Source organism: Embleya sp. NBC_00888, from assembly GCF_045207655.1.
In the GTDB taxonomy this organism is placed as follows: Bacteria; Actinomycetota; Actinomycetes; order Streptomycetales; family Streptomycetaceae; genus Embleya.
The window spans coordinates 4189547-4213072 of sequence record NZ_CP108785.1 but is presented as its reverse complement, the minus strand read 5'-3'; the positions used below and the strand labels follow the sequence as shown (position 1 = coordinate 4213072).

25 protein-coding genes and 1 pseudogene are annotated in these 23526 nt (G+C 71.7%); 8 read left to right on the top strand and 18 right to left on the bottom strand.

Translation table 11 applies throughout. The features are described from left to right. Window positions 1–195: 195 nt before the first annotated feature. Window positions 196–387, top strand: a pseudogene (locus OG948_RS52630) (ferritin-like domain-containing protein); the annotation flags it as partial. Window positions 388–474: 87 nt separating this feature from the next. Here the strand turns inward: OG948_RS52630 and OG948_RS52625 are convergent. The 5 genes from OG948_RS52625 to OG948_RS52605 form a co-directional block, all read right to left on the bottom strand. After that, the gene (locus OG948_RS52625) at window positions 475–1173 is read right to left on the bottom strand and encodes a glycosyltransferase family 2 protein (protein ID WP_331772191.1); all 699 of its coding nucleotides are present in this window, start codon (window positions 1171–1173) and stop codon (window positions 475–477) included. Window positions 1174–1199: 26 nt separating this feature from the next. After that, window positions 1200–1841, bottom strand: a complete 642-nt coding sequence (locus OG948_RS52620) for a class I SAM-dependent methyltransferase (RefSeq protein WP_331772190.1) — start codon at window positions 1839–1841, stop codon at window positions 1200–1202. After that, window positions 1838–2620: a PIG-L family deacetylase gene (locus OG948_RS52615; protein ID WP_331772189.1), complete on the bottom strand. Its 783-nt coding sequence runs from the start codon at window positions 2618–2620 to the stop codon at window positions 1838–1840. The genes OG948_RS52620 and OG948_RS52615 overlap by 4 nt, the downstream gene beginning before the upstream one ends. Beyond that, the gene (locus OG948_RS52610; RefSeq protein WP_331772188.1) at window positions 2617–3702 is read right to left on the bottom strand and encodes an acyl-CoA dehydrogenase; all 1086 of its coding nucleotides are present in this window, start codon (window positions 3700–3702) and stop codon (window positions 2617–2619) included. The genes OG948_RS52615 and OG948_RS52610 overlap by 4 nt, the downstream gene beginning before the upstream one ends. Before the next feature lie 106 nt (window positions 3703–3808). Continuing rightward, window positions 3809–4162 carry a VOC family protein gene (locus OG948_RS52605; RefSeq protein WP_331772187.1) on the bottom strand — a complete coding sequence of 118 codons (354 nt, stop codon included), beginning with the start codon at window positions 4160–4162 and terminating at the stop codon, window positions 3809–3811. A 357-nt stretch (window positions 4163–4519) separates the two neighbouring features. Here OG948_RS52605 and OG948_RS52600 point away from each other — a divergent pair, with 357 nt between their 5' ends. After that, window positions 4520–5023, top strand: a complete 504-nt coding sequence (locus OG948_RS52600; RefSeq protein WP_331772186.1) for an NUDIX domain-containing protein — start codon at window positions 4520–4522, stop codon at window positions 5021–5023. A 115-nt stretch (window positions 5024–5138) separates the two neighbouring features. Here the strand turns inward: OG948_RS52600 and OG948_RS52595 are convergent, their stop codons facing one another. Both OG948_RS52595 and OG948_RS52590 read right to left on the bottom strand, forming a co-directional pair. Beyond that, window positions 5139–5921, bottom strand: a complete 783-nt coding sequence (locus tag OG948_RS52595; protein ID WP_331772185.1) for a carbon-nitrogen family hydrolase — start codon at window positions 5919–5921, stop codon at window positions 5139–5141. Beyond that, window positions 5918–6613, bottom strand: a complete 696-nt coding sequence (locus OG948_RS52590) for a GntR family transcriptional regulator (RefSeq protein WP_331772184.1) — start codon at window positions 6611–6613, stop codon at window positions 5918–5920. The genes OG948_RS52595 and OG948_RS52590 overlap by 4 nt, the downstream gene beginning before the upstream one ends. A 303-nt stretch (window positions 6614–6916) precedes the next feature. Between OG948_RS52590 and OG948_RS52585 the strand changes: the two genes are divergently transcribed. Both OG948_RS52585 and OG948_RS52580 read left to right on the top strand, forming a co-directional pair. Next, the gene (locus tag OG948_RS52585) at window positions 6917–7087 is read left to right on the top strand and encodes a hypothetical protein (protein WP_331772183.1); all 171 of its coding nucleotides are present in this window, start codon (window positions 6917–6919) and stop codon (window positions 7085–7087) included. A 62-nt stretch (window positions 7088–7149) separates the two neighbouring features. Further along, complete coding sequence (locus tag OG948_RS52580) at window positions 7150–7509, top strand: VOC family protein (RefSeq protein ID WP_331772182.1); 360 nt, start codon at window positions 7150–7152, stop codon at window positions 7507–7509. 63 nt (window positions 7510–7572) lie between these two features. Here the strand turns inward: OG948_RS52580 and OG948_RS52575 are convergent, their stop codons facing one another. Together OG948_RS52575 and OG948_RS52570 are read right to left on the bottom strand one after the other, a co-directional pair. Next, the gene (locus OG948_RS52575; RefSeq protein ID WP_331772181.1) at window positions 7573–8862 is read right to left on the bottom strand and encodes an aquaporin; all 1290 of its coding nucleotides are present in this window, start codon (window positions 8860–8862) and stop codon (window positions 7573–7575) included. Window positions 8863–8924: 62 nt separating this feature from the next. Next, on the bottom strand, window positions 8925–9290 hold the full coding sequence (locus OG948_RS52570; RefSeq protein WP_331772180.1) for a metalloregulator ArsR/SmtB family transcription factor: 366 nt from the start codon (window positions 9288–9290) through the stop codon (window positions 8925–8927). Between the two features lie 207 nt (window positions 9291–9497). Here OG948_RS52570 and OG948_RS52565 point away from each other — a divergent pair, with 207 nt between their 5' ends. Beyond that, window positions 9498–9992, top strand: coding sequence for an ArsI/CadI family heavy metal resistance metalloenzyme (locus tag OG948_RS52565; protein ID WP_331772179.1), 495 nt, complete (start codon window positions 9498–9500; stop codon window positions 9990–9992). 242 nt (window positions 9993–10234) lie between these two features. Here OG948_RS52565 and OG948_RS52560 read toward each other — a convergent pair whose 3' ends face one another. Beyond that, entirely contained in the window at window positions 10235–11302 is a 1068-nt protein-coding gene (locus tag OG948_RS52560) for a glycoside hydrolase family 3 N-terminal domain-containing protein (protein WP_331772178.1), read from the bottom strand. 167 nt (window positions 11303–11469) lie between these two features. Continuing rightward, window positions 11470–12474: an RNA polymerase subunit sigma-70 gene (locus OG948_RS52555; protein ID WP_331772177.1), complete on the bottom strand. Its 1005-nt coding sequence runs from the start codon at window positions 12472–12474 to the stop codon at window positions 11470–11472. Window positions 12475–12599: 125 nt separating this feature from the next. On the opposite strand from OG948_RS52555, the gene OG948_RS52550 reads away from it, so the two are divergent. Together OG948_RS52550 and OG948_RS52545 are read left to right on the top strand one after the other, a co-directional pair. Then, complete coding sequence (locus OG948_RS52550; protein ID WP_331772176.1) at window positions 12600–12956, top strand: hypothetical protein; 357 nt, start codon at window positions 12600–12602, stop codon at window positions 12954–12956. After that, entirely contained in the window at window positions 12953–13630 is a 678-nt protein-coding gene (locus tag OG948_RS52545; RefSeq protein ID WP_331772175.1) for a TIGR03086 family metal-binding protein, read from the top strand. The genes OG948_RS52550 and OG948_RS52545 overlap by 4 nt, the downstream gene beginning before the upstream one ends. 139 nt (window positions 13631–13769) lie before the next feature. On the opposite strand, the gene OG948_RS52540 is transcribed toward OG948_RS52545, so the two are convergent. The 7 genes from OG948_RS52540 to OG948_RS52510 form a co-directional block, all read right to left on the bottom strand. Then, window positions 13770–14936, bottom strand: coding sequence for a glycerate kinase (locus OG948_RS52540; RefSeq protein ID WP_331773589.1), 1167 nt, complete (start codon window positions 14934–14936; stop codon window positions 13770–13772). Window positions 14937–15013: 77 nt separating this feature from the next. Further along, window positions 15014–16897 carry a prolyl oligopeptidase family serine peptidase gene (locus tag OG948_RS52535; RefSeq protein ID WP_331772174.1) on the bottom strand — a complete coding sequence of 628 codons (1884 nt, stop codon included), beginning with the start codon at window positions 16895–16897 and terminating at the stop codon, window positions 15014–15016. Beyond that, a complete protein-coding gene (locus tag OG948_RS52530; protein ID WP_331772173.1) occupies window positions 16894–17904 on the bottom strand; it encodes an oligopeptide/dipeptide ABC transporter ATP-binding protein in 1011 nt (336 codons plus the stop codon). The genes OG948_RS52535 and OG948_RS52530 overlap by 4 nt, the downstream gene beginning before the upstream one ends. Further along, window positions 17901–18899 carry an ABC transporter ATP-binding protein gene (locus tag OG948_RS52525; RefSeq protein WP_331772172.1) on the bottom strand — a complete coding sequence of 333 codons (999 nt, stop codon included), beginning with the start codon at window positions 18897–18899 and terminating at the stop codon, window positions 17901–17903. The genes OG948_RS52530 and OG948_RS52525 overlap by 4 nt, the downstream gene beginning before the upstream one ends. Continuing rightward, window positions 18899–19831 carry an ABC transporter permease gene (locus OG948_RS52520; protein ID WP_331772171.1) on the bottom strand — a complete coding sequence of 311 codons (933 nt, stop codon included), beginning with the start codon at window positions 19829–19831 and terminating at the stop codon, window positions 18899–18901. Before OG948_RS52520 ends, OG948_RS52525 begins: the two co-directional genes overlap by 1 nt. After that, window positions 19828–20796 (bottom strand): ABC transporter permease, encoded by a 969-nt coding sequence (locus OG948_RS52515; RefSeq protein WP_331772170.1) that lies wholly within the window; start codon window positions 20794–20796, stop codon window positions 19828–19830. Before OG948_RS52515 ends, OG948_RS52520 begins: the two co-directional genes overlap by 4 nt. 31 nt (window positions 20797–20827) lie before the next feature. Beyond that, a complete protein-coding gene (locus OG948_RS52510; RefSeq protein ID WP_406300731.1) occupies window positions 20828–22459 on the bottom strand; it encodes a peptide ABC transporter substrate-binding protein in 1632 nt (543 codons plus the stop codon). A gap of 277 nt (window positions 22460–22736) precedes the next feature. Between OG948_RS52510 and OG948_RS52505 the strand changes: the two genes are divergently transcribed. Further along, window positions 22737–23489 carry a TetR/AcrR family transcriptional regulator gene (locus OG948_RS52505; protein WP_331772168.1) on the top strand — a complete coding sequence of 251 codons (753 nt, stop codon included), beginning with the start codon at window positions 22737–22739 and terminating at the stop codon, window positions 23487–23489. Window positions 23490–23526 lie beyond the last annotated feature (37 nt).

Genomic DNA, 23526 nt, shown 5'->3' with positions numbered 1-23526 from the left:
AACCGAACGCACGGCTCCCGCGACGGCGACCGACACAGTCCGCGGCACCACGCCGCGAAGGCGGGACCGACACAGCGAGTGGACCTCCCGCCGGGGAAATCCGGGAACCGGCCCCGCCATCCTGACCGCCCCGCGCACCCGCCGACGGGTCCGAACGCCTCCGCCACCCCCGAACCACCCGAACGGCCCCGCTCGACCGCGTCCGACACCGACCTGAGGGCGATGCTCGAACAGAACCTGCTCGCCGGACGTATCGTCATCGCCTCCTACCAGGAGATCGCCGGCCGGCTCGGGGATCGGGACCCCACCACGCGGCGCCTGATCGAGTCGATCCTGGAGGAAGAGGAAGAACACGCCGACGACCTGCCGGACCTCCTCGGATCCTGATCGGCATCGCTCCCGAGTAACCGGGGCTCCTCGGGTGCGGTGCGCCTCCGAATCCCGGATCCGCGACGAGCCGGCCCGCCGGAACGGTCACCGGCGCACCGGGCGGGCGCCGTCGAGATCGAGCAGGTCGTGGCCGAAACCGCGCGGCGCGCGCGGGTCGGTGCGCGCCGAGGTGAGGACGCGCAAGGCGTCGGTATGCAGTACCCGACGGCCCGCCACCTTCAGGGCTTCGACCAGCGCGCCGTCCTCGCCCACCGCCATCGCCGCGAATCCGCCGACTTCCAGGTACGCGGCGCCGGAGAACCCCAGGTTCGCCCCGTGCACGTGCCGCTTCGTGTCGGACCGGCGGTCGTATCGGGCCTCGAACGCCTCCCGCACGCCCGGTGGGTGCCCGGACCAGTCGCGAACGCGAACGGTGCCGGCGACGGCGTCCCAACCGTCGCCGGCCCAGGCGATCTGTCGGGTCAACCACCGGGCGGGCACCCGGCTGTCGGCGTCGGTGGTCGCCAGCCACATGTCCCGTACGTCGCACCTGTCGCCCAACATCGCCGCGAATCCCGCGGCGCGCGCGACCCCGGCCGCCCCGGCGTCGGTTTCCACCACGTGCGCCCCGAACGCGCGGGCGACGTCCGCCGTACGGTCACGGCAACGGTCTGCGGTGACCACTGTGGTGACGGGTACGCCCGAGGCCGCGGCGCGGGCGTTGGCTCGAGCGAGCGCCCGCAGGCAGCCCGGGAGTTCGTCCTCCTCGTCACGGGCGGGCACCACCACGAGCACGCGCCGCATCCGAGGCGGGCAACCACCGTGGGCCCTCAACGCAGTCCCTCGAGCGCGGCCGGGGACACCTGCGCGGCGGAGACCGTACCGGTCAGGTCCCGGGTGTCGATCAGCACGTCGAGGAGGAAGTCGGGCTCACGATGTTCGACCACGCGGACCAGGTCGGGCAGCGCCCGCACGGCGGCATGCACGTGCTCGGCCGAGTCCACGTGTCCGGGCGCGGGCGGGCGCCAGTGCACCGCGACCACGGATCCGCCCGGGGCCAGGGACGCGCGGGCCCGGGCCAGGACCAGGTCCCGTTCCGAAGGTTCGAAGTAGTACAGGAACTCGGACAACACGATCAGGTCGAATCCGTCGGGCCGGTCCGGCCATTCCCGGGGCAGGACTCGGCATTCCACCCGGACGTGCGGAAGGTCGGCCGTGCGCGTGCGCGCCTGCGTGACGGCGACCTCGGAGAGATCGCAGGCCAGCAGCCGATCACAACGTTCGGCGAGCAGCCGGGTGAGGACACCGACCGAGCACGCCGGTTCGAACGCGTCGCGGTATCGCGTTCTCGGCAGCGACGCCACCGTGAGCGCGTACTTGCGCCGGTCGTAGGCGCGGTCCGCGAGGCTCCATGGGTCCGCAGCGGCGGCGTACATCGCGTCGAACGCCTTCCTCGGCAACGCCGCGCTCATCGGAACACCACCTCGTAGGGGCGGACGAAGTGCTCGATCTCCTCGGGCGGCAGGATCACCCGATCGTCACGGCCCGGGGCGTGCGAGCGCAGCTGCGTCTCGAAGCACGCGACGGCATCGCGTTTGCGCCGTCGCAGTTCCGGGGTCAGGTCCACCCGGACCGCGCGATCCCACGGGACGCGCGGATCGTCGGGTCGGGCCCAGTGCCACATCCACACCGGGTACTGGACATGGGCCACGCCGGCCGACGCGCACGCGAGCGCCGCGGCCCGCCCCGCCGCCTCGTGATCGCCGTGGACGTCTCCCGACCACGGGGCGGCGCAGGTCCCGAAGCCGGCCACGAGCGCGACGAGGGTGTCCGCGGCCTTCGCCTCGTGCTCGGCGACCCCGGTGTCCGGCAGCCGCATGCGCACGATCTCGGCGGTCGAGGTCCCCGCCGGTCCGAGCAGGCCCAGGGCCCGTTCCGTCTCCCGGATTCGGCGTGCGCGCAGGAGCGGGGGCGGGATCGGCCCGCCCGGGTGGGACCTCTCGCCGTCGGTGAGCAGCACCACGCGTACGCGCGAGCCCGTGTCGAGGTGGGCGGCGATCAGGCCGGCGGCGCCCAGGATCTCGTCGTCGGGGTGCGCGGCGACGACCACGAGGCCACCGGCGCGGGCCGGACCGGCCACCTCCGAGGGGTCCACGCGGGGCAGGTCGGTCAATGCGCGCCAGGCACGCCACACCGGCTCGGGCGTACCGGGGGCCTGGATGGGATCGGCGGGCGCGCGCTCGCCGGTCACGAGGTCGCCTCCGGGCGCCGGCCATCCGCCTCGGTCGACACCGCGGCGGCCCGCAGGGCTCCCAGACGTGCCAGGTCGCGTTCGGCGTGGTGTTGGCGGATGTACACCGTCAGGTCGGCGACCGCGCGGGCGTGTCGGGCGTCGTGACCCAGTGGCCCGGCGCCCAGTGCCCGCCCGACCCGCTCCAGGACCTCCGCACAGGTGCGCTCGACGACGGCGCGGACCCGCAGCGCCCGGACCTGCGCGGCGCCCGACCGGTCCAGGGGATCGGCGTCGATGTCCGCGGCGGCCTGCGCCAGGAGCGTCCGGCCGACGGTCAGGGCGAGGTCGACGCCGCCGAGGTGGGCCAGCCCGTGCTCATCGAGCCGACCCCTGCCCGCCGCCTCGACGAGTGGTCGGCTCACCGCGCGGGCGCCGCCGAGCCAGCACGCCGCCACACCGACTCCGCCGTGATGAAAGCCCGGACGGTCGAGGTAGGCGCCCACCTCGCCCACGGGTTCGGCCGCGACCGCGTCCAGTTCGACATCCAGGGTCTCGCTCGCGGCCATGCCGATCGCCGGCCACGAGTCGGGCAGTACGCGATATCCGGGGGGGCCGACGTCGATGGTGAACAGGCGCGGCCCGTCCGGGGCGTCGGCGGTCACGAGCGCGTGCGTGCAGATCAGGGCGCCCGAACACCAGCGTCGGGTCCCGTGCACCCGCCACCGGCCCCGGTCGAGCCGTTCGGCGGTGAGCTTGCTGCCGGGCGGCTCGGCCGCCCACACCCCCCAGCGTGCCCCCGGGACCGCGACCGCGACGCCGTCGCCGACCTCGGCGATGATCGCGAGAGCGTCGGCATGACCCTCCGCCAGTCGCCCGAGGGCGAGGTCCCGTTCGGCCGTGGCGGTGAGCGTCTCCCACCGCTTTCGGGTCGCCCCTCCCCCGGGCGCGTCGAGGCCGGTCGGGTACCGGCGGGCGAAGTCGACGAACCAATCCCGCACGTCCCCCCGGTGGAGCCGAGCGATCGTCTCCGCCGACGCCCCGACCTCGAGATCCCGCTCCCGGAGACCGCGCGCATCGGCGCTGATCTTGTCGATACTCATCCCACACCGCTACCCCTCACGCCCATCTGCACGCTCCGTCCCACGAGAGCGGCAAGGGTCACGGCGCCGGACGGGTGACGAAGTGGTCGCGTGCGGCGTGTCCCGCTCAGTGCGAGTGTTGCCCGATGTTGATCACGTTGCCGTCCGGTGCCCGGACGAGGAATCGGCGGTGGCCCCATGGCTCCGTCGTCAACGGGTGCACGATCTCGTAGCCCAGACGCCGGGCTTCCGCATACGCGCCCTCGACGTCGTCCGTGAGGACGGAAACGATCGAGTCCTCGGGCGCGGTCGCGTCCCGCGTGACGAGTTGCACGTTCGCCGCGGTGTCGGGCGAGGTGTAGCGGGCCACCCACCCCAGGTTGAACTCCTCGGTACGCAGCCCGAGATAGTCGACGTAGAAACCTTTGGTCGCCTCGATGTCGGCCACTCGAAGATTGGCCGTGATGCGCGTGGCACGCATGTAATCCTCCTGCCGGAAACCGGACGGAAATACCCCGCTCCACCGCCATCCACACCATACGACCCGCCCCGCCCGGGCAGGCGCACCGAAACACTCCGCGCCGGCGGCGAACGGCTTCGGGTGGCCACGGTTCGAGGCTCCGGGTGCAGGACGGAAAGGCCGGTTGCGCGTGCCGGACGGAGCACCGGGTCGGACGCCACCGTCTCTGTCGGTGGGGATCTCTACACTCTGCGTGATGACATGCAATCCAGTCCTCGCTTCTCCCCGACCGGCTCCCGTGGATCGGCTCCGCCCCGATCGCGCGGTCGCAACACCGCGCATCCGCAGCGGCATTCGCCGAACCGTGGGGGTTGTGCGATGAGCGGCCCGGAAGACGTCGCGGGGGCCGCGGTACGGGTCCCGCACTCGCGGACGGGTACGCAGGGCGTGTTGAACATCGTCGGCGCCCACCTGTACGCGCAGGACTCCCAGGGGCGGATCCTGCTCGGGCTGCGGCATCCCGATTCCCTCTACGCGCCCTCGACCCATCACTTCCTGGCCGGTCACTGCGAGCAGGAATCCGCCGTCGCGTGCCTGGTGCGCGAGGCCCGGGAGGAGGCCGGGCTGGTGATCGACTCCGACGACGTCGAGTTCGCACACGCCGTCCACCTCGTGGATCCGCCGGGGACTCGCCCACGGATGCAACTGATCTTCCGGGCGCGCCGGTGGAAGGGTACGCCGACCGTCCTCGAACCGGACAAGTGCGTCGGCTGGGGGTGGTGGCACCCCCACGACCTGCCCGACCCGACCGTGCCCTACGCACGTGCCGCGATCGAAGCCATCCGGGCGGGCCGCCTCTACACCGAGATCGGCTGGACCTGATCCGAACGCGGCCCCACCCGTCTCGGACGAACTCCTGCGCGTCGAGCGGAATCAGCCGGCCCCCTCGGCCGTCCGCGCTCCGGTCGTCGGTACCTCGCCCCGGAGCCCACGACCGTCACAGCGGCCAACGGCGATCGGCGAGCACCGGGAACTCCGCCCGTACGGTGTCGACCACCGCGGGGTCGACGTCGCAGAAGGTCACGCCCTCCGCGGTGCCGGCCTCCGCGAGCACCGTGCCCCAGGGGTCGACGACCCGGCTGTGGCCCCCGAGTTCGACGCCGCCGTCCTGCGTGCCGACCGCGTTGCACGCGATGACGAGTACCTGCTCCTCCACGGCGCGGCAGGTGGTGAAGAGCCGCCAGTGCTCGCGTCGGGCGGCCGGCCAGGCGGCCGGTACGATCACCGACTTCGCGCCGCGATCGACCAACCCCCGCCACAGTTCGGGGAAACGCAGGTCGTAGCAGGTGGTCGCGCCGATCGGGCCGAGCCCGGTGTCGGCGACCTCCAACGTGTCGCCCGGGGTGAGGAGTTCGGCCTCACGGGAGGCATAGCCGAAGACGTGCACCTTGCGGTACGTGTGGGCGATCTCGCCGTCCGGGTCGATCAACACGGCGGTGTTGAACAGACGTCCCCGGTCGTCGCGCTCGACGATGCTGCCGAGGTGCACGTGGGCGCCGAGCCGCCGGGCCCAGCCGCGGGCCGCCGTCACGGTGGGACCGGCCAGGGTCTCGGCCCGCTCGGTGTAGGCGTCGAAGGCGAAGTATCCGGCCGCCCACAACTCCGGCAGCACGACCAGGTCCGCTCCCCGCGCCCGGGTGACCATCCCGTCGACCCGCTCCCGCCGCTGTCGCGGGGACTCCTCCGGCGGGCTTGCGATCTGAAACAGAGCGATTCTCATGAGTCCTCCTCCCGGGCGGCGAGCCCCGTCCAGTCCGCCATGTCCGGCACGCTCAGGGCAGCCAGCGTGCTCGTCAGGTGGGCCGCGACCGCCTGCCCCGCCCGCTCCGCGTCCCCGTCGCGCACCGCGGCGACGATCGTTCCGTGCTCGTCGAGCACGGCCCGGGCCCGGCTCTCGGTACGGGCCACCGCGCGCAACCCCATCCGGATCTGCCGATCCCGCAACGATTCGTAGAACTCGGCCAGTACGGGGTTGCCGGCCGCCCGCACGATCGTGCGATGGAACACCCGGTCGCAGTCGATGAAGGCGACCGGATCGGCGAGCAGGCCCGCCTGCTCCGCCACCAGGCGCTCCAACTCGACGGCGAACTCCGACCCCCGAGCGGCGACCCGCCGGATGGTCCAGTCCTCGACCATCTCCCGGGCCTGCATCACGGCGCGGACCTCGGCGTCCGAGATCGGCGGCACGTAGGCGCCCTTCTTCGGCACGATCCGGACGAAACCCTCCGCCTCGAGCCGAAGCAGGGCCTCCCGGACGGGGGTACGCGAGGTCCCCGCCGCCTGCGCGACCTCCGACTCGGTCAGGAACGTGCCGTCGTGCCGGGGCATCTGCGCGATGTGCCGCTTCAGCCAGCGGTAGGTCAGGTCTTGCGCGGAGCCGCGTTGCGGGCTCGCAGCTCGTACGCCACTCATGAACAACATGTATACAAGTGGCGTATCAGTCGTGCAAGTGATGTTCGACAGCGCATGTCCGCACGCCGCTCCCACCGGACGACGGACGACGGATCACGGATACGCAGTCACCGGAAGCCGTGCGGCCGGTGCGCTCCACGGCCCGGGAGAACCCATCGGGCTGCCCGCATTGCGCAATCCGGTTCGATGCCCCGAACGGCTGCGGTGTGCCGTCCGGTTCGCCGTGCCGGCCTCGGATATCATCGCTGTTCGAGGCCGGAAACGACTCCGGAAGATCATCGTTTCGGTCCCGGAGGGAACCCGATGCCCACCTCGCGCCACGAGGACCTGCGCGCCGCGATCACGTGTGCCCGGGAGGCCCTGGCCGCCCATCCCGACGCCGCCACGTCCCCGGCCCTGGCAGCCCTGATCACGGCCGCCGAGCCGTTCGCCAACTTCGCCCCGGCGGTGCCACCCCCGGCCAAGCGTCCGTAAAACGCAACATTTCGGGCGGCGTGTACCACCGACGCGGCTCGACGGGCTGATAATTTGCGCAGATGATCACAGGTGCACACACGATCATCCACGCGACCGACGCCGAGGCGGCACGCGCGTTCTTCCGCGATGTGCTTGGGTTCACGCACGTCGACGCCGGCGGCGGCTGGCTCATCTTCAAGTCCCCACCGAGCGAACTGGCCGTACACCCGGCCGGCCCGGACTCCGCCGGCGTCGCCGAACTGTTCCTGATGTGCGACGACCTCGCCGCCACGGTCACGGACCTGAAGGCCAAGGGCGTCGAATTCACCACGAGCATCACCGAACAGGGCTGGGGCTCGGTCACCACCCTGGCCGTGCCCGGCGCGGGCACGCTCGGGCTCTATCAACCACACCACGACACCGCATACGACCTGGACTGACCCACTTCCGCCACCGCGCTGCTCGCCTCGCCCTGGCACGGCACGGCACGGTGATTCAGGTGGTCACGGTCGTGCCGCACGAATGACCGCGGCGGGCAGGTCGGGCCCGGCCTCGCGCGTGGAGGTCGCGCCGATGGCGGTGTCACCGGGCAGGAGCTCGCCGATCAGGGCGCGGATGTGCTGCTCGATCTCGTCGCGGATGGGGCGCACGGCGTCGATGCCCCGGCCCGCGGGGTCGGGCAGCCGCCAGTCGAGGTAGCGCTTCCCGGGGAAGATCGGACAGGCATCGCCGCACCCCATGGTGATCACGACGTCCGACGCCTGCACGGCCTCGGGCGTGAGCACCTTGGGGTTCTGGTCGGCGATGTCGACGCCGACCTCCTTCATCGCCTCGACGGCGACGGGGTTGACCCGGTCGCCGGGAACGGATCCGGCGGAACGGACCTCGACCCGGTCACCGGCGAGGTGGCGCAGGAATCCGGCGGCCATCTGCGAGCGGCCCGCGTTGTGGACGCAGACGAACAGCACGGAGGGCTTGTCGGGCATGGCGATCGGGTTCCCTTCCAGGGACGACGGCGGGTGCACCGCGACTGCGGGCGGGACGGTTCGGGCCGCGGCCACCGGCGCGGCGGGTTCGGCCGGCGGTCGGGTATCGGCCCGGACCGTGCCGGGGCGTCCGAACACGACGGCGACCAGCGCCAGACCGACGACCCCGCCGACGAGCTGGGCGGCGACGAAGCCGGGCACGGAGGCGGGTTCGATTCCGGCGAAGGTGTCGGAGAACGCGCGGCCGACGGTGACCGCCGGGTTCGCGAAGGAGGTGGACGAGGTGAACCAGTAGGCCGCGCCGATGTAGGAGGCGACCGCGATCGGCGCGAAGCGCAGCCGGTCGGTCCGGGCGAGGCCGAAGACCAGCAGTACGAGTCCGGCGGTCGCGACGACTTCGCCGAGCAGGAGATGCCCGGCCGAGCGATCGTGGCCCGACCACTCGACCAGCGCACGGTCGAACATCGCGTCCGCCAGGACGGCGCCCCCGATCGCGCCCGCGACCTGGGCCGGGACGTACGCGGCGACCTCGCGGCCGGTCACGCCGGGCCCGCCGCGGCGGGCGGTCCACCACTCGGCGAGCGTGACCACCGGATTGAAGTGCGCTCCGGATACCGGCCCGAACAGCAGGATCAGCACGCCGAGCCCGAACACGGTCGCGAGCGAGTTCGCGAGCAGTTGTACACCGACGTCGCCGGTCAGTTCGCCGGCCTGAATGCCGGACCCGACCACGACCGCGACCAGCGCGGCGGTACCGACGAGTTCGGATGCCGCCCGCCGAGCGAGCGGTATCCGGGGCGGCGTCACGCTCGGCGTCGACCCTACGTCCGCCGCCGTCGTCGATGTGGACGCGACCGGGAGCCCGCCGCTCACGAGGAGAGGTCCAGCACGCCCGCGAGCGCGGCGACCACAGGCGGCGCGACCTTGTAGTACACCCACGTTCCGCGCCGCTCCGACGTGACCAGCCCGGCGTCGCGCAGCTTCTTCAGGTGGTGCGACACCGTCGGCTGCGACACCCCCACGTCCTGAATGTCGCACACGCACGCCTCACCGCCCTCGTGCGAGGCGATCAACGAGAACAACCGCAGCCGCACCGGGTCCCCGAGCGCCTTGAACATGACCGCGATCCGCTCGGAGTCCTCGACCCCCAGCGGTTCGCGCGACAGCGGCGCGCAGCACGGCACCGCCTCGGCGCGATCCGCCTCCAGGAGCGGAAGCGTCTTGGAATTCGACATACGTCGATATTGACAGGTGTCTATACCGGTGGCAAGGTTGCCGATATCGATATCCATCAATACAAGGAGTCGACCGGGGACCTCGGGGTGGACCTCGTGAACAGCCACCGGACCCGGCCCACCGGCGCCCACCACGCGTTCCGGTCCGTTCCGGTCCGCCCCGCCCGCACTCATCGGCTTCCCATTCACCTCCCGGAGGTTTCCGCCATGTCCCGTGTACAACTCGCCCTGCGTGTCGCCGACTTGGAGGCCTCGATCGCCTTCTACAGCAAGCTGTTCGGCGCCGAACCCGCCAAGCTCCGCGACGGCTACGCCAACTTCGCCATCGCGGAACCGCCCCTGAAGCTCGTCCTCATCCAGGGCACCGAGGGCGAGCCGACGGTGATGGACCACCTCGGCGTCGAGGTCGAGACCGCCGACCAGGTCACCGCCGCCACCACCCGACTCGCCGACGCAGGCCTGGTCACGCTCGAAGAGAACGACACGTCCTGTTGCTACGCCGTCCAGGACAAGGTCTGGGTCCACGGCCCCGGCGCCGAACCGTGGGAGGTATACGTCGTCAAGGGCGACGCCGACCGGATGGCCAAGGACGCAGGCTCCGCCTGCTGCCTGCCGTCCACCGACACCGGCGTCCCCGCCCCCGCGAGCGCGCAGGTCCTGACCGAGCTGCGGCCCGCGAACTCCGGCGGCTGCTGCGACTGACCCGCCCGAGCCGAACCCGTCACCGACGGTCCCGCACCACCACCCCGGCGTGCGGGACCGCCGCACGCCCTTCCGGCCCCACAGCGCTCTCCCCGCCGCAGACGATCCCGCGCGCTCCGCCCGCGCGTCGTCGCGACTTCCACGCATCCGGCGAGCCGGCTACGGCCGGTGCCCCCGGCGCGATCCCGGTGCGTCACGTAACGCCTGCCGGCGGTGCGCGCGGTTTCGGCGATGCCTCGGGGTCAGAGTCGGCGCAGGTCGGCCCGCAGGGTGCGGATGCGGCCTGTGGCGGCGCTGAAGGCGGCGGGGTCGAGCCGGCCCGAGGCGAGAGCGTCGGCGAGGGCGGCGGTCGCTTCTTCGCCCTGGGCCACGTCCCTGCCGGAGCACAGGATGACGTCCGCGCCCGCGGCCGCGGCGGCGACCGCGCGCTCGCCGGTGCTGCCGTGATCGCGCAGCGCGCCGGCTTCGAGGGCATCGGTGATGGTGACGCCGCGGTAGCCCAGACGCCCGCGCAGTTCGCCGGCCACCACGGCGGGCGAGAGGCCGGCGGGAAGATGCGCGTCGAGGGCCGGGTAGACGGCCCACGAAAGCATGACCAGCCGCACGCCCGCGTCGACCGCCTCCCGGTAGGGCGCCACGTGCACGTCCCGCAACGTGACCGCGTCCAGCGGCAGGGTCACCGGGCGCCGGTCGGTGTTGTCCCGGGTGGGGGCGGCGCCCAGTCCGGGGAAGTGTTTGGCCGTCGCGGCGATCCCCTCGCGCTGCTGGGCGCGGATGAACGCGCCGCCCAGGGCGCCGACTCGGGCCGGGTCGCTGCCGTAGGAGCGTTCGTGGTGGTCGATCGAGTCGTCCGGGGTGTCGTGGACGTCCAGGACCGGGGCGAGGTTGACGTTCAGCCCGAACCCGGCCAGGTTCCGGCCGGCCGCCGTACCAGCCGCCGCGGCGCTGCCGGTCGGTTCATCGGTCCGTCCGACCTGCCGGGCCGAGAGTTCCGGCGCGCCGGGCAGCCTGCGTACCGGACCGCCTTCTTGGTCGGTCATCAACAACAACGGCTCGGTGACACCGCCGGCCAGTCGCGCATCGTGCAACAGACGCACGGTGGCGGCGAACTGCCGCGGATCGGCGTAGTTGTCGCGGAAGAAGATGACACCGGCGGCCCGGCCTGCGCGGATGTCGCCGAGCAGGTTCTCGGGCGGGGTGCGGCCGGGGTAGGAGTAGACGACCCGTTGCCCCGCCCGTGCGAGCGCGTCCGGACCGGGCACCCGGTGCTCGGCCCGGGCGGCGGTGACCCATCGCGTGGGCACGGGCATCCGCCTTCTCCTTCACGACTCGGCCGCGACAACGCCAGGCTAGGGTGCGGCGGACCGTGCGACGGCGATCCGCGGCGCGGCCGAACGGGTGACATCGCACCGTTCGCGACGCCCTCGGCCATCCGAGCGCCGCCCCCCGAACAACACGCCGCGGTGGTGCGGGCGGATCAGCCCATCGTTTCCGGGAGTTGGAACCGGTGCGGCAGGTAGTCACCGAGGAACCACGTGACGGCGTGGATGCGGTCGTCGCCCACGGTGAGAACGATCAGCCCGGCCGCACGCGCGGTCGACTCGTCGGGCTCGGTGAGCCGGCAGCCCAGGGCCGGCTGGGTGTTGGCGCGGGTGGGAATCACCCGCAGGCGACGGCGTCCGCGCCAGGCGTGGAACGTGCCGAGGAAGGCCGCGATCGCCGCCGGGCCGTGGTACTCGTGTGGCGCCGGCGGCATGGCCAGCCACGCGTCGTCGGTCAACAACCTCACGAGGCCGTCGATGTCGCCGGCCGTGAACGCGTCGGCGAAGCGCCGGGACAGTTCGCGCTCTCCCGGCGAGTCCGGAAGTGCCATTCGCTCGCGGTCGATGCGGTGCCGGCGCAGCTGCGCACGAGCACGCTGCAAGACGCCCTTGATGGCAGTCGTACTCGTCCCCAGCATGTCCGCGACCTCGTCGGCGGGATACCCCAGCACGTCACGCAGGACGAGGGTGGCGGCTTGGCGTGGCGGAAGGTGCTGCAGCCCTGCGACGAAGGCCAGCTCGACCGCTTCCCTGGAGTCGTAGCGGGCCTCGGGTCCCGGTGCCCCGTCGCTGATGTGCTCCAGGAGCGTGTCCGGACAGGGCTGCAACCAGGTGACGGCGCTGCGGCGGGTGGGCTCGGGTGGAACGAACGGCGGCGTCGGCTCGGGCGGCCGGCGCCGGCCGGCATCACGGACCGCGTTGAGGCAGCGGTTGGTGGCGATGCGATAGAGCCACGTCCGCAGCGATGCCCGGCCGGCGAAACCGTCCAGGCCGCGCCACGCCGCGATCAGGGTCTCCTGGAGCATGTCCTCGGCATCGGTGAGCGACCCCAGGATCCGGTAGCAATGCACCAGAAGCTCGTGCCGATACGGCTCGGTGAGCTCGCGAAACGCCTGCTCGTCCCCGGACCGCGCGCGGTCCAACGTGTCGTCCCGACTCACCGCGTCATCCTCCCACGGCAGCCACCCCGCCCGGATTCCTCCGACCGAGACCGTTCCGTTTACGGCGCCGGTGGTGTCTCGACAAGAGAAGGACCACAACACGCACGAAAGGACGGCGACCGGCCATGGACATGGACGTATTCGAGCGGGCGAGTCGGCTGGTGCTCGAAGGACATCCCGACGACGAGCGCGGCCGCATGTTGCACTCGCCGGGATTGAAGACCGCCGGCAGGTTCTACGCGTTCGTCGCCGGCGACGGCCTCACCGTCAAGTTGGCTGCCACACGCGTGTCCGAACTCATCGCCACGGGCGTGGGCCGAGCCTGCGAACCCCGCCGGGGGCGGCCGATGAGGCAGTGGGTTCGCGTCACGCCCGCCGACACGGACGCCTGCACCGCGTACCTCATGGAGGCGCGGACCTTCGTGGCCGACCTCGACGACCGACGACACGAAACTCCGAGTACACGGGGAGCAGAGCAGTGACCCACGAGCCCGAATCCCATCACCTCGGGAACGTAGCGAGCCCCGACACCCGCAGCGACACCGACACCGAGCTCGCCAATCCCACCGAGTTCACCGATCTCACCGATCTGGCCGTGGTCCTTCGAGCCGTCGGCAACCTGGTCGCCGACGTCCCGGAAAGCCAGTGGCACGCACCCACCCCCTGCCCGGAGTGGGACGTACGTGCCCTCGTCAATCATCTGGTCCTCGGCAGCCACCTGTTCACCGCCGTGCTACGCGACGAGACGCGCGCCGCGCCCGACGCCTTGGACCCCACGGTTCGGGACATACTCGGCGACCGTCCTGCGGCCGCCTACCGGAACGCCGCCGAGAACCTCCTCTCCGCGTTCGCGCAGCCGGGCGTGCGGGCACGGGTCTTCCACCTCCCCGCCGGGGTGGTCCCGGGCATCGCCGCGGTACACCTGCGCACCGTCGAGGAGCTCGTCCACGGATGGGACCTCGCCCGGGCGACCGGGCGGCACCTCCGCTTCCCCGACGACGTCGTCCGGCGGGAGCTCGCCTTCACCCGCGACAGACTCGTCGACGTCGCACCGGGCCGGACCCCGTTCGCACCGCCGCAACCGGCCCCGGCCGACGCCCCGATTCTCGATCGACTCGCCGCTCTCCTGGGCCGCCCGGTCGACCCGCCCCGCTGAAGACCACCCTCGCCCCGCACATCCGAAGCGCTCCACATCGATCGCCGGCGCCACACCCGACAGCACACGCCGACGAACGCGAACGGGATCCGCGGCCGCTCTCCGGGCCGTCCGCGGATCCCGGTCCGCACAACGGCGGCTACCTCGCGCGTACCGCGGGCGACGCGGCGTCGGGTAGGTGCTCGTTGGCGATCAGCCGCCCCATGGCCCGCAGCAACGGAGCGGCGGCGGCGATGGAGCGTTCCGGGTCCGGTTCGAGGCCGGCCAGGGTGTAGCCGGCCCGGAATCCGGCCGCGGCGAGCTGATCGCGGGTCAGGCTCAGGCGTCCGCATACGGCGATCACGGGTACGCCGTGGAGGCCGGCGCGGCGGGCAACGCCCAACGGGGCCTTGCCCTGGAGGGTTTGCCGGTCCAAGGAGCCCTCACCGGTGACCACCAGGTTGGCCGCGCGCAGTTCCCGGTCGATCCGCACCGCGTCGAGGACGACGTCGACGCCGGGTCGGCACCGCGCACCCAGGCCGACCAGCGCGCCGAAGCCGGTGCCACCGGCGGCCCCCGCACCCGGCAGGACCGCGAGGCGGGCGACCCGCGGACCCGCGGTCCGCGTCAGGACCTCGAACAATCGCGCGAGTCCGGCCTCCAGTACGGCGACGTCCTTGGGCCCGGCGCCCTTCTGCGGTCCGTACATCGCCGCGGCCCCGCCGGGTCCCGACAAAGGCGCGTCGACATCGGTGGCGAGCACGAACTCGGTAGCCGCCAGCCGCGGATCGAGGCCGGACAGGTCGACGTCGGCGAGGCCGCGCAGGGCCGCGCCGCCGTCGGGTATCGCCTGCCCGTCGGCATCGGTGAACCGGGCCCCCAGCGCGCCGAGCAGCCCCGCTCCCCCGTCGGTGCAGGCGCTGCCACCCAGACCCAGCACGACGGTGCGCGCACCGGTGTCCAGCGCCTTGCGCACGACCTCGCCGGCGCCCCTGCTGCTCGCGGTGAGCGGCGCCGGGATGTGGCCGGGCAGCAGCCCCAGTCCCGAACTCTGGGCGAGTTCCACCACGGCCGTGCTGCCACGCTGCGCATAGCAGGCGCGTACGGCCCGGCCGGTGGGCCCGCCGACGGTGACCACCCGGCGCCCGAAGCCGCCATGGACCAGGGCGTCCACGGTGCCCTCGCCACCGTCGGCGACGGGCAGGCCGGTCACCGACAGGCCGGGGCGGGCCCGGCGCAGTCCGGCCGCGAGATGCCGGACCACCTCCGCCGCGCCGAGCGAGCCCTTGAACTTGTCCGGCGCGAGCAGGACGTGCGGCGCCGGCATCCCGCGCGGCCCGGGACCCGGGTCGGCGCCGGCATCCCGAGCCGGGTCGCGTGGTTGCGGGGCGGACGGGCCCCGGGTCATCCGAGACCCTGTCCGGACGGCGGTTCGACCGGGCCCCGGGACCAGGACGCACCGCGCAGGGCGGCTCGAACGAGGTCCGTCATCCGCTGCTGGTCGTGGATCTCCTGCCCGCGACTGCTGGTCTCGTGGCCGCCGCTGAACCAGTCGATGCACACGTCTGCGCCCGCGTCCTGCAGGGCCTTCGCGTAGGCGTAGGCCTGCTTGGGCGGAGTACGCGTGTCGTGGGTGGCCTGCATGATCCAGACGGGTGCGCGCACCGCGTCGACGTACGTGATCGGCGAGGAGTGCCGGAAGCGGTCCGGGTCGAGGTCGGGGGCGGCTCCGAAGAAGGCCTTCCAGGCCGCGCGCAGGGCCGGGTTCATGTCGTCGTAGGCGGTCACCCAATCAGCCATCGGGACGAACGCCATGGCCCCCGCGAACAGTTCGGGCAACCGACCCACCGACAGCAGGGAGAGGAAGCCTCCGTAGGAGGCACCGGTGACGAAGATCCGTCCGGCGTCGGCCACACCGTCGGCGATCAGTCGCCGAACCGCCGACTCGATGTCCTCCAGTTCCCGGTCGCCGATGGAGCCGATGAAGCCTTCGCGGAACCGGCGGCCGAAGGTGACCGAGCCTCGGTAGTTCAACGACGCGTACGCCACGCCCGAGGCGACCCAGGCCTGTGCCTGCGGGTTGTAGGAGTCGACGGAGACCAGGTTCGGGCCGCCGTGCAGGTTGAGCACCAGCGGAAGCGGCCCGTCGGCGTCCGGGGGTCGGCACACCCACAGTTGCAGGGGGGTGCCGTCGGTGGAGTGCACGGTGTGCGAGCCGGCGCGGACGCCCGGCGCCGGGCGGGTCGGCGCGTCGGCCGGGAGTATCTCCCCCGTCCGGCGGTCGACGTGCAGCACCGTCAGCGGCTCGTCGAAGCGCTGGCGCAGCAGGCGGATGCGTCCGTCGGCGGCGTAGTGCGAGGCCCACTGGTTCAGGTGGGCCGCGGCGACGTCGGGCTCGAAGTACGCCCCGTCCGGATGGGCGATCGCCGTCAGTGTGCGGCTGTGCAGGTCGAACTCCAGCACGTGGTGCAGGCCTTCGTCGACGTGCACCAGCAGGATCCGGGAGCCGTCGTCGGACCAGTCCAGGGCGACCAGGTCGCCGTTCAGGTGCGGGGCGTCCACGTCGATCCGGCTGCCGTCGGCGGGGTTCCAGACGCACGGGCGGGCGAAACCGGTCCGCTCGGTGGAGACGAGCAGGCGGCCGTCGCCGTAGACCGGGGAGAACCGTACCGCCCGCACGGGTGCCTTCGGCCCGTCACTGAGGCGATCGAGCACCTTCCCGGTGTCGGTCGCGACGACGGTGACGGCGAAGCGGCGCACTCCGGGGTTGTGGTCGGTGGTGTCGACACTGGCGGTCTGCCCGTCGGCGGAGATCAGTCCGTTCCATGCCTCGTGCGGCGAGGTGAAGAGCAGCCTGGGCGCCGAGGTCCGGGAGTTGTGCACAAGCCAGAGGCTGAAGCCGTCGGGGGCGGCGGCGGTGATCACGGTGGCGTCGCCGCGTCGGGCGGTGTCGATGCCCCGGAGCGTGTAGGGCCCGAGGGTGGGGGTCAGGTCGCGGCGGTCGGCACCGTCCAGCGAGGAGGCCCACACGTGGCCGACCTCGGAGCCGTTGTCGTCGTGCAGGCTGAGCACCCACTCGCCGTCCGCGCTGAGAATGGCTTCACCGGGGTCGCCGAAGTCGACCTCGCCCGGGAACGGCCGGTCGGTCCCTTGCTCCGCGTCCCGGCGGGCGAGCGTCTGGCCGTGCTCCGTGTCCCGGACCACGAGGGAGAAATCGCGCTCTCCCCGGCCGCGTCGCATGGACAGGATCCGGTCGGTGGTGAAGAAGCGGTGCCAGGACTCGGTCATGGGGCGATCCTCTCGGGGGTGGTGCCGGCGTCCGGTTGCGGGAGGACTTCGGCGAAGTGGCAGGCCGTCAGGTGTCCGTCGCCCGTCTCCACCAGGGGCGGGGTCACGTCCGCGCACACCTTCTGCGCCTTCCAGCAGCGCGTGCGGAACCGGCAGCCGGAGGGCGGGTTCAGCGGACTGGGTATGTCGCCCTCCAGCACGATCCGCTTGCGGGTGCGCTGGATGCGTGGGTCGGGAATCGGCACGGCCGACAGCAGCGCCTGGGTGTAGGGGTGCCGAGCCGACTCGAACAGCGAGTCCACCGGCGCCTGTTCGACGATCCGGCCGAGGTACATCACGGCCACCTCGTCGCTGATCTGCCGGACCACGGACAGGTCGTGGGCGATGAACAGGTAGGTGAGTCCGAGCTGTTCCTGGAGGTCTTCCAACAGGTTGACCACCCCGGCCTGGACGCTGACGTCCAGCGCGCTCACCGGTTCGTCCAGGACCAGCACGTCGGGTTCCACGGCCAGCGCCCGGGCGATCCCGATGCGCTGCCGCTGCCCGCCGGAGAACTGGTGCGGGAAGCGGTGGGCGTGCGCGGCGTCGAGGCCCACCAGGCCCAGCAGTTCGTGTACGCGTTCGCGTTCGCGGTTGGCGTGCAGGCCGTGGATGCGCAGCGGCTCGGCGAGGATCGCCTGCACGCTCATCTGCGGGTTGAGTGAGGAGTAGGGGTCCTGGAAGACGAGTTGCACGCGGCGGCGCAGCTCCGACAGGGTGCGTCGGTTCGCGGTGGCGATGTCGGTTCCGTCGAGCAGGACCCGTCCGCCGGCCGGGGTGACCAGGCGGACCAGGCAGCGGCCGAGGGTGCTCTTGCCGCAGCCGGTCTCGCCGACCAGGCCCAGGGTGCGGCCGCGGGCGATGGAGAAGTCCACGCCGGAGACGGCCTGTACGACGGCGGCCTTGCGGCCGCGTCCGGTCCGGTATTCGGCCACCAACCCCGTGACGTCCACCGTGGTCGTGGTCATCGCGTCACCTTCTCGATCTCGTGGAACCGCACGCAGGCCGTGGTGTGGGTCGCGCCGACGTCCAGGGGCGGTGCGTCGACCTCGCCGCAGACCGCCGGGACGGCGTGCGGGCAGCGGGGCTGGAACGGGCATCCGGTGGGGCGTTCGGTCGGCAGCGGCGGCTGGCCGGGGATCTGGGTCAGTCGTGCCGCGCGCCGGTCGATGCGCGGCAGCGCGCCCAGGAGGCCGGTGGTGTAGGGGTGGGCGGGCTGGTGGAACAGCGCGTCGACCGGGCTTTCCTCGAGCTTGCGTCCGCAGTACATGACCATGACGCGGTCGGCGATGCCGGCGACCACGCCCAGGTCGTGGGTGATCAGCAGGACCGAGGTGTGGGTGCGGTCCTGGACCCGTTCGATCACGTCCAGGACCTGTGCCTGCACGGTCACGTCCAGGGCGGTGGTCGGCTCGTCGGCGATCAGCAGGGCGGGGTCGTTGGCGATGCCCATCGCGATCATCACGCGCTGGCGCATGCCGCCGGAGAGCTCGTGCGGGTACTGCTCGGCGCGATCCCGCGGGGAGGCGATGCCGACCAGATCCAGCAGGTCGACGGTGCGCTCGCGCAGGGCCTCGCGCCCGTGACTCGCGTCGTGCACGCTGACGGCTTCGGCCACCTGTGCCCCGACGGTCATCATCGGGTTGAGCGCGGCGAGCGCGTCCTGGAAGACCACCGCGATCTGGTTGCCGCGGATCGTGCGCAGTTCCCGGTCGGAGAGGTCGAGCAGTTCCCGTCCGCGGAAGAGCACCGATCCCTCGGCGGTCGCGTTGCGCGGGAGCAGGCCCATGATCGCCATGGTGGCGGCGCTCTTGCCGGAGCCCGATTCGCCGACGATGCCCAGGGTTTCGCCGGGTGCCACGTCGAAGGACAGGCGTTCGACCGCGGTCACGGGACCGGAGTCGGTGCGGTAGGTGACGGTGAGGTCGCGCACGGACAGCACGGGGGACGTGTCGGTGCTCATCATTGCCTTCCTTGCGGGTCGAAGGCGTCGCGCAGGCCGTCGCCGACGAAGTTCACGGCCAGCACGGTGATCAGGATCGCCAGGCCCGGTACGTACAGCAGGTAGGCCTGCGAGGTGCCGATCAGCCCGGCGGCCTGGCTGAGCATGTTGCCCCAGCTCGACTGGGGCGGTTGGATGCCGAACCCGAGGAAGCTGGTGGTGGATTCGAGGATGATGGCGGTGGCGACCGCAAGCGACACGTTGACCGCGATGACGCCGGTCAGGTTGGGCAGCAGGTGGCGGACCACGATCCGCGGGTTGGAGGCGCCGATGACCCGGGCGGCCTGGATGAACTCCTTGTTGCGCAGTGTGAGTACCTGCGAGCGCACCACGCGGGCGATCATGGTCCAGCCCAACGCGGACAGGATCAGGACGATGGTCACCGGTGAGGGACCCAGTGCCTCCAGGGCCAGGGCCAGGACGGCGATGGCGGGCACGATCAGGAACAGGTCGGTCACCCGCATGATCACCTCGTCGGGCCGGCCGCCGGCGAATCCGGCGATCGCGCCGACGGCCGTGCCGACGAGGGTGGACAGCAGCGCGACGCAGATGCCGATCGCCAGCGAGACCTGGCCGGCGAACAGCAGTTCGCTGAGGTAGTCGCGGCCCAGCGAGTCCGTGCCCAGCCAGTGCTCCGAGGAGGGCTGTTGGGCACCCAGCAGGAGGTCTTGTCGGTTGTGCGGGTAGGGGGCGATCCAGTGTGCGCCGAAGCAGGAGATCGCCAGTGCGACCAGGATCAGCAGGCCCACGACGGCCAGTCGGTGGCGCAGGAATCGTTCCAGTACCAACCGGTGCCGGGGCTTGTCCTTGGCCCGCGCGGGCTCGGCCGGTGTGGGCGACGGGGCGGTCGGGGTCGCGGATTCGGCGATCCGGAATGCGGCGGAGTCGGTCATCGCAGGGCCACCCTCGGGTCCAGAAGCGCGTAGGCCACGTCCGCCAGCAGGTTGAAGAGGATCACGGCGACGGCCACCACGAGCATCCACGGGATCAGCACGAACACGTCGCCGGCCAGGATCGAGCTCAGGAAGAGCCGGCCCATGCCGGGGATCGAGTAGATCTGTTCGGTGACGACCAGGCCGCCGACCAGGGCGGCGGCGTCGAGCGCCACGACGGTGACGAACGGGGCCAGCGCGTTGCGCAGGGCGTGCCGGAACAGGATGCGACGGCGCGGCACGCCCTTGGCCCGGGCGGTGCGCACGTAGTCGCTCGAGAGGGCCTCGAGCATCGAGGCCCGACTGAACCTGGACCAGCTCGCGACCAGGCCGATGGTGAGCGTGACCACGGGAAGTGCCAGATGGCGGAAGTAGTCCGCGTTGATCCCGGTCCGGCCGACCGAGTGCAGTCCGACGAAGTACAGCGGGGGTTCGCTCAGGCCGAACTGCTGCCTGGGCCACACCGCCAGGACTTGGATCAGGACCAGGCCGAGCCAGAAGGCGGGCATCGCGATGCCCACGTAGGAGAGCCCGGTGAGCAGGTAGTCCCCGGCCGAGTACTGGCGGGCCGCCGAGTAGATCCCGATGCCCAGGGCGATCACGGAGGCGAACAACACGCCCCAGAACATCAGTTGCACGGTGACTTCGAGCGCGGACCCGATCATCGGCAGCACCGCTCCGCCGGTCCTGCTGCTGGTGCCCCAGTCCCCGGTGACGAAGGCCTTCATCCACAGCAGGTACTGCTCGGGCACGGATCGGTCCAGGCCGAGCAGTTCGGTCTGTCGGCGCACGGCGCCGGGGTCGGTGGACTGGCGCAGCTTGGCGAGCGGGTCGAAGGTGGCGCGCACGGCCCAGAACAGGATGAAGGAGGCGATCACCATCACGGGCAACGAGTACGCCAGCCGGCGCACGGTGTATCTCAACATGGGGTGTCCTCGGCGAGGAGTCGGGCGCCGGTCATTTCGCCAGTCCCCATTGGGCGAGGTTCCAGAACGGGCCCTGGACGGGGTTGATGCTGATCGGGCCGCCGACCTTCTTGGCGGTCAGCAGGATGTTGGGGACCGCGCCCAGCGGCAGCGAGGGCACGGATTCGGCGAGCAGCTTCTCCGTCTCGCGGGACGCCTGCATCCGGGACGTCTGCTCGACGTCGGTGCTGACCCGGCCGAGCAGCGAGTCCAGGCCGGGGATGTTCGCGCGGATGAAGTTGATGCCCGAATCGCCGTTGGCGGCGCTGGGGATCGACGTCGAGGCGAAGGTGGCGTCCAGGGTGGGGACGGGGAAGGTGTCGATCAGCGTCCACAACCCCAGTTGGAAGTCCCCGGCCGGGGCTACCTTGCCGAACAGGTTCGCCGCGCTGGTGTTCTTGATGGTCATCTTGAACCCGGCCTGTCGCAGTTGCGACTGCAGTATCTGCTCGGTGAGTTCGCGGCTCTGGTTGCCCGCGAGGGAGACGATCGTGAACTGCGCGGCGCGGCCGTCCTTGGACCAGATCCCCTCACCGTTCTTGGCCCACCCGGCGGCCGTCATGATCTCGCGCACCTTGTTCACGTCGCGCCGGTAGACCGCGAAGTCGTCGGCCGCGAACGCGGACACCAGGGGCGAGAGGAAGCTCTGCGCGGGTGCGCCCACGCCCAGCGAGCCGAAGAGCTTGCGCACGATCGCTTCACGATCGACCGAGTAGGCGAACGCCTGGCGGACCGCGACGGAGTCGAACGGGAACGTCGAGTTGTTCATCCACAGTGCCTGGAGGTTCCCGGTGCGGCTCTCCACCTGCATGTTGGCGCTGCCGCCGAGCGAGTTGATCTGGGAGAGCACGTCGAGTTGCGGCGTCGGGTACAGGGCGTCGAGCTGGCCGCTGGCGAACGCCTGGAACTCGGCGGCGGTGTCGGTAGTGAACTGGAACGTCACCTTGTCCAGGTGTGGTTTCGGGCCCCAGTAGCCCTCGTTGGGCACCAGGGTGACGGAGGTGCCCCTGACCCAGGAGGCGATCTTCCAGGGGCCGCCGCTGAACGTGTAGCCGTTCTTCATCAGCGCGTTGCGGTCCTTGCCCTCGAGCAGGTGTGCCGGCAGCACCCCGAACTCGGCGCCGAACAACTGCCGCCAGTTGGCGTAGGGGGACTTGAGCGTGACGACCGCGGTCCTCGCGTCCGGCGTGTCGACCGAGTCGATCAGGTCGTAGCCGTTCCGGCTGAAGATGTCCTTGCCGTCGCGGATCTGCAGCGCGGTGTACTTCAGGTCGGCCGAGGTGATCGGCGCCCCGTCGGACCAGACCGCGGCGGGGTTGATTCGGTAGGTGATCGTCTGCCGCCCCTCCGCCACCTCGGTGGTGGGCGTCTCGGCCATCAGGTCGGAGGCGACCGGGACCCAGTCCTTGCCCTGCTGCACGACGGTGAAGACCTGCGGGATCGTCTGGGCCTGCATGAGGTAGGTGCCCCAGATGGACCCGGCGCAGGTGGCGATCCAGTCCGCGCAGTCCGGTTCCTGCTCCGCGCCGATGACCAGGCTCCCGCCCTGCTTGACCGGGACGTCGGGAATGGAGTTCGTCCCCGGTGCGAGCGCGGGCGCGCCCGATGTGCATCCGGTGGCCACGAGAACCGCGAGTGCCGCCAGGGCGCTTCCGACCGGAGTTCGACGCCGTCCGGCTCTTCGCGGCCGGCGCTCGTTTCGTGTATGAATCATGGATTTCGACCTTCCCTGTACGGGATGTCCCCGGGACTCGGTGATCAAGGGTAGGGAGACGTCAATCGCTTAGCAATACACATAGGCTAGAAGGTAGCCAATGAGATTGACTTGAAATGTGGCCATGCCTCCGGCAGGCTCGGTACAACGGGCGCCCACCGGCGCCGACTCCCCAGGAAGGACCCGCATGACCGCCCCGAAAGCCGAGGACACGTCCGGTGCGCCACCCAAGAACACGGGTCCCACGCGCCGGCGGCTCCCCCGCGACACGCTGAGCCGCCAGGTCATCCTGGACGCCGCCGAGCGGGTCGCCGCGCGGGACGGGCTCGACTCCTTCACGTTCCAGTCCCTCGCCAAGGAGGTGAACGCCCATCCGACCTCGCTCTACCGGCACTTCCGCGACAAGGACCAGTTGGTCCGCGAGCTGATCGACGACCTCCGGGCCCGCTCCTACGGGGGGCTGCTCAAGGCCACCGACTCCTGGCGCGAGGACCTGCGCACGTCGGCCCGCTACATCCACGAGCACTACCTGCGCTACCCGCAGTTCGCGGTGCAGATGGCGGCTCGCACCACCCGCAGGCCCACCGAGTTCGCGAACGTGGAGTTCGCCCTGGACGCACTGCTGCGGGCCGGCCTGGACGAGGCGGACGCGGCCAAGTACCTGCGCGTGTTCGGCAACGTCATCCGCTCGTTGTCCAGCATGGAGGCGGGCATGCTGGCCCTGGATCCGGAGACCCGGGACGGCGACACGCTGGCCTGGCAGTTGGAGTACCGGCGGCTGCCGGCCGAGCAGTACCCGCGGATCGCCGCGATGACCGGAGAGCTCCTGGACATCGGCGACCCGACCGTCTTCGACACCGCCGTGGACCTGTTCCTCGACGCCATCGAGGCCCGCGCCGAACAGGCCCGCGAGAACAGGTCCACGCCGACGGAGGGGTGAGCCACTCCGTCGTCGGAGCCCGCGCCGGATCCGATCA

Excerpts from the sequence above, each read along its gene's own strand:
- OG948_RS52625 (WP_331772191.1), bottom strand. The coding sequence starts at position 1,173 with ATGCGGCGCGTGCTCGTGGTGGTGCCCGCCCGTGACGAGGAGGACGAA.
- OG948_RS52620 (WP_331772190.1), bottom strand. The coding sequence starts at position 1,841 with ATGAGCGCGGCGTTGCCGAGGAAGGCGTTCGACGCGATGTACGCCGCC.
- OG948_RS52610 (WP_331772188.1), bottom strand. The coding sequence starts at position 3,702 with ATGAGTATCGACAAGATCAGCGCCGATGCGCGCGGTCTCCGGGAGCGG.
- OG948_RS52605 (WP_331772187.1), bottom strand. The coding sequence starts at position 4,162 with ATGCGTGCCACGCGCATCACGGCCAATCTTCGAGTGGCCGACATCGAG.
- OG948_RS52600 (WP_331772186.1), top strand. The coding sequence starts at position 4,520 with ATGAGCGGCCCGGAAGACGTCGCGGGGGCCGCGGTACGGGTCCCGCAC.
- OG948_RS52595 (WP_331772185.1), bottom strand. The coding sequence starts at position 5,921 with ATGAGAATCGCTCTGTTTCAGATCGCAAGCCCGCCGGAGGAGTCCCCG.
- OG948_RS52590 (WP_331772184.1), bottom strand. The coding sequence starts at position 6,613 with ATGAGTGGCGTACGAGCTGCGAGCCCGCAACGCGGCTCCGCGCAAGAC.
- OG948_RS52585 (WP_331772183.1), top strand. The coding sequence starts at position 6,917 with ATGCCCACCTCGCGCCACGAGGACCTGCGCGCCGCGATCACGTGTGCC.
- OG948_RS52580 (WP_331772182.1), top strand. The coding sequence starts at position 7,150 with ATGATCACAGGTGCACACACGATCATCCACGCGACCGACGCCGAGGCG.
- OG948_RS52570 (WP_331772180.1), bottom strand. The coding sequence starts at position 9,290 with ATGTCGAATTCCAAGACGCTTCCGCTCCTGGAGGCGGATCGCGCCGAG.
- OG948_RS52565 (WP_331772179.1), top strand. The coding sequence starts at position 9,498 with ATGTCCCGTGTACAACTCGCCCTGCGTGTCGCCGACTTGGAGGCCTCG.
- OG948_RS52560 (WP_331772178.1), bottom strand. The coding sequence starts at position 11,302 with ATGCCCGTGCCCACGCGATGGGTCACCGCCGCCCGGGCCGAGCACCGG.
- OG948_RS52550 (WP_331772176.1), top strand. The coding sequence starts at position 12,600 with ATGGACATGGACGTATTCGAGCGGGCGAGTCGGCTGGTGCTCGAAGGA.
- OG948_RS52540 (WP_331773589.1), bottom strand. The coding sequence starts at position 14,936 with ATGCCGGCGCCGCACGTCCTGCTCGCGCCGGACAAGTTCAAGGGCTCG.
- OG948_RS52535 (WP_331772174.1), bottom strand. The coding sequence starts at position 16,897 with ATGACCGAGTCCTGGCACCGCTTCTTCACCACCGACCGGATCCTGTCC.
- OG948_RS52530 (WP_331772173.1), bottom strand. The coding sequence starts at position 17,904 with ATGACCACGACCACGGTGGACGTCACGGGGTTGGTGGCCGAATACCGG.
- OG948_RS52525 (WP_331772172.1), bottom strand. The coding sequence starts at position 18,899 with ATGAGCACCGACACGTCCCCCGTGCTGTCCGTGCGCGACCTCACCGTC.
- OG948_RS52520 (WP_331772171.1), bottom strand. The coding sequence starts at position 19,831 with ATGACCGACTCCGCCGCATTCCGGATCGCCGAATCCGCGACCCCGACC.
- OG948_RS52515 (WP_331772170.1), bottom strand. The coding sequence starts at position 20,796 with ATGTTGAGATACACCGTGCGCCGGCTGGCGTACTCGTTGCCCGTGATG.
- OG948_RS52505 (WP_331772168.1), top strand. The coding sequence starts at position 22,737 with ATGACCGCCCCGAAAGCCGAGGACACGTCCGGTGCGCCACCCAAGAAC.